A 6831-nucleotide genomic window follows, 5' to 3' on the forward strand; every position below is an offset into this window, starting at 1 on the left:
TCCGTTGCGTTTCACCCGGTCAGCCAACGACGCGCCTCGGAATCCGCCGACCCACCTGCGTGAGGATCTCGTAGGGAATGGTCCCGGAGATACGGGCCAGATCGTCGGCCGTGGCCGCTCCTTCGCCCATCACCACGACGTCCGTCCCCCGCGAGACGCCAGGGATGTCGGTCACGTCCAGCATCGTGTGATCCATGCACACTCTTCCGGCGACCGGCGCCATGCGGCCCATCACCCCCATGGACGCGGCGTCGGAGAAGGAACGACGATAGCCGTCGGCGTATCCCAGCGGCACCACCGCGATCTTCCGCCGCTCGGGCCGGCGATATCCCCTCCCATAACTCACGGGATGGCCCGGGGGCAGCTCCTTGATCGAGATAATCTTGGTGACCAGCCGCATCACCGGCCGCAAGCCCAGCTCCGCGCCCAGCCCATCCGACGGAAGGCTGCCGTACAGGGTGATCCCGGGTCGGACCATGTCGAACGCGTATTCGCGGAAGGACAGGATGCCGGCGCTGTTCAGGGCGTGCACCGTGACCCCGGCACCGAACGCTTCCCGCATCGCCGCGATCCCCCGGGAAAAAACGGCGAGCTGGCCGAGGGTGAACTCCCGGTCGGCCGGTTCCTTCCCGTCTGCGGAAGAGAGGTGGGTCATCCAGCCCTCGACGCTCAGCTCCTTGCGCGACCTCACGGCCTCGATGATCATTGTCGCGCTCTCCGGAAGAATGCCCAGCCGGCCCATCCCCGTGTCGACCTTCAGGTGGACCGGGAACGGCCTGTCGCGGGTGGCCGCGGCGCGGGCCATATAGGGAATCTGGTCGGGATCGAAGAGGGCCGCGGAAAGGCCATTGGCGTGGGCCTCCTCGGCCTGCAGCTCGTCCACCCCGCCCAGCACGACAACCGGGCAGCGGATGCCCGCCTGGCGAAGCTCCACCCCTTCCTCCACGGTGGCCACGCCGAGCATCCTGACGCCTTCCTCCACGAGCGTCCTGGAGACGGGAACCGCCCCGTGGCCGTAGGCGTTCGCCTTCACGACGGCAAAGATGGAGGTCGACGGAGGAAGGAGGGAGCGCAAGGTCCGGTAATTATGCCGGAGCGCCGAAAGGCTGATTTCCGCCATCGTCGGCCTTGCCAACAGGAACACCTCGCCCGGGAGAAAAATGATCGATGTTGAAAAAGTTTAACCCACCCTCCCTCCCAAGTAAAGGCAACGGGGGCATTCCGCGTCGATCGTTTGACAACGAATCCGCCGGCAGCGTAACATATACGAACATAACCGCCAGGGGTGCTATTCGCTGAGAGCCCGGGGAGGGTTTCCGCCCAGGGCAACCCGTCGAACCTGATCCGGGTAATACCGGCGCAGGGAGCGTGGCCTTTCACGAACCGTACCTTTTGGGGTGCGGTTTTTCCTTTTTGGAGGTTCTCTCGTCCATGCTTCCGCAAAAGCAGCAAACCACCCTCCCCGTATCGTCGGGGGAGATCTTCCGGATGCTCGCCGCGGCTAGACCGTTCGCACGGAAGGAGGCGTTTTCGCTCCTTTTGTCCCTCTCCCCGCGGCGCAGGCTGCTCCCCTTCGAGGCGGCGCGGCTCCTTTTGACCGGCGACCCCATGGTGTGGGAGACGGCCGCCAACATGGCCCGGGCGGTTCGCGAGGAGGTGTTCGGGCGCCGGATCGTCCTCTTCGCCCCCCTCTACCTGTCCAACGAGTGCGGCAACAACTGCCTCTACTGCGGCTTCCGAAAGGGAAACCGGGAAGCCCGGCGGATCACGCTCTCCCCGGAAGCGGCGGTTGCCGAAGCACGCTTCCTCGAGAAGAAAGGGTACCACCGGCTGCTGCTGGTGACCGGGGAGCATCCCCTCCGGACCCGGCCGGGATACATCGCCGACGTCCTGCGGGCGATTTACCGCGAGACGGGGATGCGCATCCTCCATGTGAACGCCGCTCCCATGCCGGTCGATGACCTCCGGATGCTGAAAGAAGCCGGCGCGGGCGTTTACCAGGTGTTCCAGGAAACATACCACCCGGAGACCTACGCGGCGATGCACCCGTCCGGAGCGAAAGCCGACTATGCCTGGCGGCTGACGTGCATGGACCGAGCGATTCCGGCGGGCTTCGGCGACGTCGGGATCGGGGCGCTCTTGGGCCTGTACGATTACCGGTTCGATGTCCTCTCGGTTCTTCGGCATGCCGAGCACCTTTTCGATTCGTTCGGGACCTTCCCGCACACGATTTCCGTGCCGCGCTTCAGGAGGGCGTTCGGCTCCCCGCTCCCGTCCGCGCCCTGCCCGGTGTCCGACGCGGAGTTCGAGAGGATCGTCATCGTCTACCGGCTATCGGTTCCCTCCGCCGGCGTGGTGGTCACGACCCGCGAGCCCGCCGCGATCCGGGAGCGGGTTCTGGACATCGGGGCGTCCCAGATCAGCGCCGGATCCAAGACCAATCCCGGGGGATACGCGGAAGGCCTGCGCAGGCACGAGGCCGAGCAGTTCGAGGTGGACGACACCCGGCCGCTTGAGGAAATCGTCCGGAGGGTGCTCGCCAGAGGGTATCTCCCCTCCCTGTGCACCAGTTGTTACCGGCGGCACCGCACGGGGAACACCTTCACGGAGATGGCGGTGGACGGTCACATCCGCGATTTCTGCATGCCCAACGCGCTGCTCACGCTGGCCGAATTCGCAATCGCCACGGAGGACAACGCGTTGCGGGAGGAGTGCATCGCCGCCGTGCGAGACGGCAGGAAGGAACTGGAAGGGTCCCCGCTCTTGCCGGAGTTCGATCGCAAGATCGCGCGCGTGCTCGAGGGCGACAGGGATCTCTTCTTCTGAAGGGCGGGAGGCATTGGAAATCGTCGTCAACGGGGAGCTCCGCGCAGTCGCAGAGGGTGCGACCGTCCGATCGTTGTTGCGCGAACTCGATCTGCCGGAATCCCGGGTCGCCGTGGAGCGGAACCGGGCCATCGTCCGGAAGACCGATTACGCGGACATGGGGCTTTCCAATGGAGACCGGATCGAGATCGTCACTTTCGTGGGAGGAGGGTAACGATGGACACGCCGCTAACGATCTCGGGAAAGACGTTCCGGTCCCGTCTGCTGGTAGGGACGGGGAAATACCCGGACTACCCGACGATGGTCAAGGCGCTCGAGGCTTCGGGGGCCGAGATCGTCACGGTGGCCGTGCGAAGGGTCAACCTGGACCGGAGCAAGGAGTCGCTCCTCGACCACATCGACCCGAAAAAATACACCCTCCTGCCGAATACGGCAGCCTGCTACACGGCGGACGACGCGGTCCGCACCTGCCTCCTCGCGCGGGAGGCGGGGATGTCGAACCTGGTGAAGCTCGAGGTGATCGGCGACGAGAAGACCCTCTTCCCCGACACGGAAGGGCTGCTTGCTGCGGCCCGGACGCTTGTCAAGGAAGGGTTCATCATTCTCCCCTACACCAACGACGACCCCGTCATGGCGAAGAAGCTCGAGGACGCGGGCTGCGCAGCGGTCATGCCGCTGGCTGCCCCCATCGGCTCCGGGCTGGGAATCCGGAACCCGTACAACATCCGGATCATCCTCGAGACCGTGAAGGTGCCGGTGATCGTCGACGCGGGCGTGGGGACCGCCTCCGACGCGGCCGTGGCGATGGAACTCGGGTGCGACGGGGTCCTGATGAACACGGGAATCGCGGGGGCGAAGGACCCCGTGGGGATGGCCGAGGCAATGCGGGAGGCGGTTTCGGCAGGACGCAAGGCGTTCCTGGCGGGCCGGATCCCGAGGAAGCTCTACGCCACGGCCTCCTCCCCGATCGACGGAACCTTTTTCTGAAAGGGAGGCGGATGAAGATCGACTTCCGGGTCTACCTCCTCACCGACCGGAAGCTTTGCCCCGGAGGGGAGATCCTGGAAACCGTGGAAAGGGCCCTGGACGGCGGCGTCCGCGCCGTCCAGCTGCGGGAAAAGGATCTTTCGGGGAGGGAGCTGTTTCGCCTGGCGGAGCGGATGCGCAAGCTTACGGAGGGATACGGAGCAAGGCTTCTGATCAACGACCGCGCGGACGTGGCCATGGGTGTCGGCGCGGACGGCGTCCATCTGGGGGTTCTCTCCATCCCGCCGCGCGAGGCCAGACGCTTCCTCGGCCCGCAGGCCGTCATCGGGTGCTCCGCGCACAACGCGGAGGAACTGCGGGAAGCCGAGATGGGGGGAGCCGATTTCGTCACGTTCGGGCCGGTCTATCCCACGCCTTCCAAGCGTCCTTTCGGCCCGCCGGTGGGGATTCCCGCGCTCGCCTCGGCGTGCCGGACGGCAGGCATCCCGGTCTTCGCCCTCGGGGGAGTCGGGCCGGGGAACCTGGAGGAGGTCATGCGGGCGGGAAGTTTCGGGATCGCGCTGATTTCGGGGATCGTCGCGGCGGCGGACCCGCGCGCGGCGGCGGCCGCCCTCACGGAGTACTTTGCGCCAGGCCCGGGCCGCGTAAAAGCAGAAAGGGAAGGTGCGCCATGACGTTATTGCATCGCGCGAGAACGGGGAAGCTCCCGGAGGAAATCGCGAAGGCGGCCGCGGAGGAAGGAGTCTCTCCGGAGAAACTCCGGGAACTGGTCGCCGGAGGGCGAGCCGTGGTCCCCAGAAACCGCAAGCGCCGCGAAATCCGTCCCGTCGCCATCGGCGAGGGGCTGCGCGTCAAGATCAACGCCAACGTTGGGACCTCCCGCGACCGCACGGACATCGATGTCGAGCTCGAAAAGACCCGGGTCGCCGTCGCGGCGGGCGCCGACGCCGTGATGGACCTCTCCACAGGGGGACCCATCGATAAGATCCGGCGGGCCATCCTCGCCGAATGCCCCGTCCCAGTGGGGACCGTCCCCATCTACCAGGCCGCGGTGGAGGCCGCTTCCCGCAGGAAATCCTGGGTCGAGCTCTCCGCCGACGACTTCTTCGACGGGATCCTCAAGCAGGCCGAGGACGGCGTCGATTTCATGACCGTCCACTGCGGCGTCACGCGGGAGGCGCTGGCGCGGCTCGTCCGGGAAGGCCGCCGGCTGGACATCGTGAGCCGCGGCGGATCGCTGCTGGCCGAATGGATGGAGCACAACGGCCGCGAGAACCCGTTCTTCGAGCAGTACGACCGCCTGCTCGAGATCTGCAGGGAATACGACATCACCCTCTCCCTCGGGGACGGGCTGCGCCCCGGATGCCTGGCCGACGCCACCGACCGCGCGCAGGTGCACGAGCTGATGACGCTCGGAGAGCTGACGGAGCGCGCCTGGGAGCGGGACGTGCAGGTGATGATCGAGGGTCCGGGCCACGTGCCGCTTCACCAGATCGCCGCCAACGTACAAATGCAGAAGCGCCTCTGCCACGGGGCGCCCTTCTATGTGCTGGGTCCGCTGGTGACCGATATCGCGCCGGGGTACGACCACATCACCTCGGCCATCGGAGGGGCGATCGCCGCCTGGAGCGGTGCGGACTTCCTGTGCTACGTCACCCCTTCCGAGCACCTGCGCCTCCCGACGGTCGAGGACGTCAAGACCGGCGTGATCGCTTCGCGCATCGCCGCGCACGCCGCCGACATCGCCAGGGGGATTCCGGGGGCGATCGACCGGGACAACCGGATGGCGGACGCCCGGCGCAAACTCGACTGGAAGGCTCAGATCGAGCTGTCCATCGACCCGGAAACCGCCCGGGCGATGCGGGGCGGGAGCCTGCCGACGGTCGACGAGGCGGTCTGCACGATGTGCGCGGACCTCTGCGCCATCAAGACCTCGCAGAAGGCCATCCGGCGCGGCTAGTGTCGTGAGGGGGAAAGGGGGGGCCTGCGGCACCGATCCCACCCCTGTAGCGTGCGCTCTTTCGCAGCGGGGCCTCTCGATCACCGAATGTTGCGTCGAGGAGCGGACCTTCCTCCCCTACCTTTCGTCCGCAAAAAAACGGGGGGATTTCTACCGCCTTCTCCACTCGTACGCTTTCCGCCTCTTCCTGCGCGACCTTCTGGCGCTGCGGAACCGCTACCTGCCCGAGCGGCTCGGCCCCTTTTTCTCTCCCGAATCCGTCGAGGAGATGGCCGGCCAGGTGGAGCGGCTGGCCCTCATCCGGCAGGGCCCCGCCGGAACCATCCGGCTCCTGGCCGAGGCGGTGACCGACTTCGGCGACACCTTCGAATGGTTCGTGGCGGAGATCCTTCACCGGCAGTTCCACGCCGACGTGCTGTGGGGGGTGACGATCCCCGGTCTTTCCTGCGGAGGAGACTTTGACATCCTGGCGCTCCTCTCGGGAAAACTCCTCTACCTCGAGACGAAGACGTCCCCACCCAAGCACATCGAGCAAAAGGAGATGCGCGCGTTTGTCCAGCGCGTCCGGAAGCTTTCGCCGGACATCGCGATCCTGCTCGTGGACACGCACCTCCGGATGAAGGACAAACTGGTTCCCCTGCTGTCGGAGGCGCTCCGGGAAGGAGGGGTGAAGGACGCAGAGATGACACGCGTGGAGAAAGAGACGTTCGAATGGAACGGCCGCCTCTTCCTCACGAACTCCAAGCGCGACATCGGCGCGAACCTGGCGCTTTGCCTGAGGAGCTATTTTCTGGACCGTTTTTTCGGCTGAGAACCGGGGACGACCTCCCCCTCGCTCCCGCCGCTCTTCTCCCCCCCCGGGTGTAGCTCCGCGGCGCGCATCTTCTCGCGGAACGACTCGCGGATTCGTTCGGGAAAGGCACCTTCCATCCAGCGGGCCGCAACCATTAGGCGCGGGGAGAACTTCGACCCTTTCAGAAGCGATGCATCGCGCGGCAGCAGGAGGGCAAGGAAAAACACCAGCAGGACGGAGAGGAACATGCCCTTTGCGGCTCCCG

At 66.3% G+C, this 6831-nt stretch carries 8 protein-coding genes and 1 other annotated feature; of the genes, 6 read left to right on the forward strand and 2 right to left on the reverse strand.

All coding sequences use genetic code 11. The features are described from left to right. Positions 1–19: 19 nt before the first annotated feature. Positions 20–1138 carry an alanine racemase gene (locus tag A2Z13_02375; GenBank protein OGP80481.1) on the reverse strand — a complete coding sequence of 373 codons (1119 nt, stop codon included), beginning with the start codon at positions 1136–1138 and terminating at the stop codon, positions 20–22. A gap of 133 nt (positions 1139–1271) precedes the next feature. Further along, positions 1272–1384, forward strand: a binding site (TPP riboswitch). Positions 1385–1431: 47 nt separating this feature from the next. Here A2Z13_02375 and A2Z13_02380 point away from each other — a divergent pair. From A2Z13_02380 to A2Z13_02405, 6 genes are read left to right on the forward strand one after another with little or no spacing between them, the layout of a single operon-like run. Then, positions 1432–2826, forward strand: a complete 1395-nt coding sequence (locus A2Z13_02380; protein OGP80482.1) for a [FeFe] hydrogenase H-cluster radical SAM maturase HydG — start codon at positions 1432–1434, stop codon at positions 2824–2826. A 13-nt stretch (positions 2827–2839) separates the two neighbouring features. Then, complete coding sequence (locus A2Z13_02385; GenBank protein OGP80468.1) at positions 2840–3040, forward strand: thiamine biosynthesis protein ThiS; 201 nt, start codon at positions 2840–2842, stop codon at positions 3038–3040. Between the two features lie 2 nt (positions 3041–3042). Then, a complete protein-coding gene (locus A2Z13_02390) occupies positions 3043–3813 on the forward strand; it encodes a thiazole synthase (protein OGP80469.1) in 771 nt (256 codons plus the stop codon). A gap of 11 nt (positions 3814–3824) precedes the next feature. Then, entirely contained in the window at positions 3825–4487 is a 663-nt protein-coding gene (locus A2Z13_02395; GenBank protein ID OGP80470.1) for a thiamine-phosphate diphosphorylase, read from the forward strand. Further along, a complete protein-coding gene (locus tag A2Z13_02400) occupies positions 4484–5773 on the forward strand; it encodes a phosphomethylpyrimidine synthase (GenBank protein OGP80471.1) in 1290 nt (429 codons plus the stop codon). The genes A2Z13_02395 and A2Z13_02400 overlap by 4 nt, the downstream gene beginning before the upstream one ends. A gap of 4 nt (positions 5774–5777) precedes the next feature. Beyond that, positions 5778–6584 carry a hypothetical protein gene (locus tag A2Z13_02405; protein OGP80472.1) on the forward strand — a complete coding sequence of 269 codons (807 nt, stop codon included), beginning with the start codon at positions 5778–5780 and terminating at the stop codon, positions 6582–6584. Here A2Z13_02405 and A2Z13_02410 read toward each other — a convergent pair. Beyond that, a complete protein-coding gene (locus A2Z13_02410) occupies positions 6557–6814 on the reverse strand; it encodes a hypothetical protein (GenBank protein OGP80473.1) in 258 nt (85 codons plus the stop codon). The two genes, A2Z13_02405 and A2Z13_02410, sit on opposite strands and share 28 nt — an antisense overlap. Positions 6815–6831: the final 17 nt, after the last annotated feature.

The organism is Deltaproteobacteria bacterium RBG_16_64_85 (assembly GCA_001798885.1).
In the GTDB taxonomy this organism is placed as follows: domain Bacteria; phylum Desulfobacterota; class Deferrimicrobia; order Deferrimicrobiales; family Deferrimicrobiaceae; genus FEB-35.